The organism is Acidovorax sp. HMWF018 (assembly GCF_003061035.1).
GTDB classification, from domain to species: Bacteria; Pseudomonadota; Gammaproteobacteria; order Burkholderiales; family Burkholderiaceae_C; genus Acidovorax; species Acidovorax delafieldii.
In genome coordinates this window covers 4639-5244 of record NZ_QAIM01000394.1, presented here as the reverse complement: position 1 = coordinate 5244, position 606 = coordinate 4639, and the positions used below count along the sequence as shown (strand labels likewise).

Below are 606 nucleotides of genomic sequence, written 5' to 3'. Positions count from 1 at the left end.
GCGCGAGGTGGTACTCGCGCGGGGCCAGGGCGCCTGCTGCGGCGCCAGCGTGGATGCGGATATCAGACATGGCGGGCCAGTTGGAGTGTGCGGGCTTCTTCGGTGGAGATCACTTCGGATGCCGGGATGTAGAAGTCACGCTTGTAGTTGAACGTGTGGATGATGGCGGCCAGAACGACAGCCGCAAACGAGACGGCCGCCAGCAGCCACATGTGCCAGATCAGCGCAAAGCCGAACACCAGCGACAGCCCCGAGATCACCACGCCAGCGCCGGTGTTGGCTGGCATGTGGATGGGCTGGAAGCCCGCCAGAGGACGCTTGTACCCGTGCTTCTTCATGTCCCACCAGGCGTCGATCTCGTGCACCACAGGGGTGAAGGCGAAGTTGTAGTTGGGCGGGGGCGACGAGGTGGCCCACTCCAGCGTGCGGCCGTCCCAGGGGTCGCCCGTCCAGTCGCGCAGCTGTTCGCGCTTGAGGAAGCTGACCACCAGCTGGATCAGGAAGCACCCAATGCCGGCGGCAATCATGGCCGCGCCGATGGCAGCGATCACGAACCAGATCTGCAGCGACTGGTCTTCGAAGTGGTTGGCACGGCGGGTGACACCC

Annotated in this window: 2 pseudogenes; both read right to left on the bottom strand. The window is 65.0% G+C overall.

The features are described from left to right. Window positions 1–70, bottom strand: a pseudogene (locus tag DBR23_RS32300) (cytochrome o ubiquinol oxidase subunit III); the annotation flags it as partial. Beyond that, window positions 63–606 (bottom strand): annotated as a pseudogene (locus DBR23_RS30775) (cytochrome o ubiquinol oxidase subunit I); the annotation flags it as partial. The pseudogenes DBR23_RS30775 and DBR23_RS32300, both read right to left, overlap by 8 nt.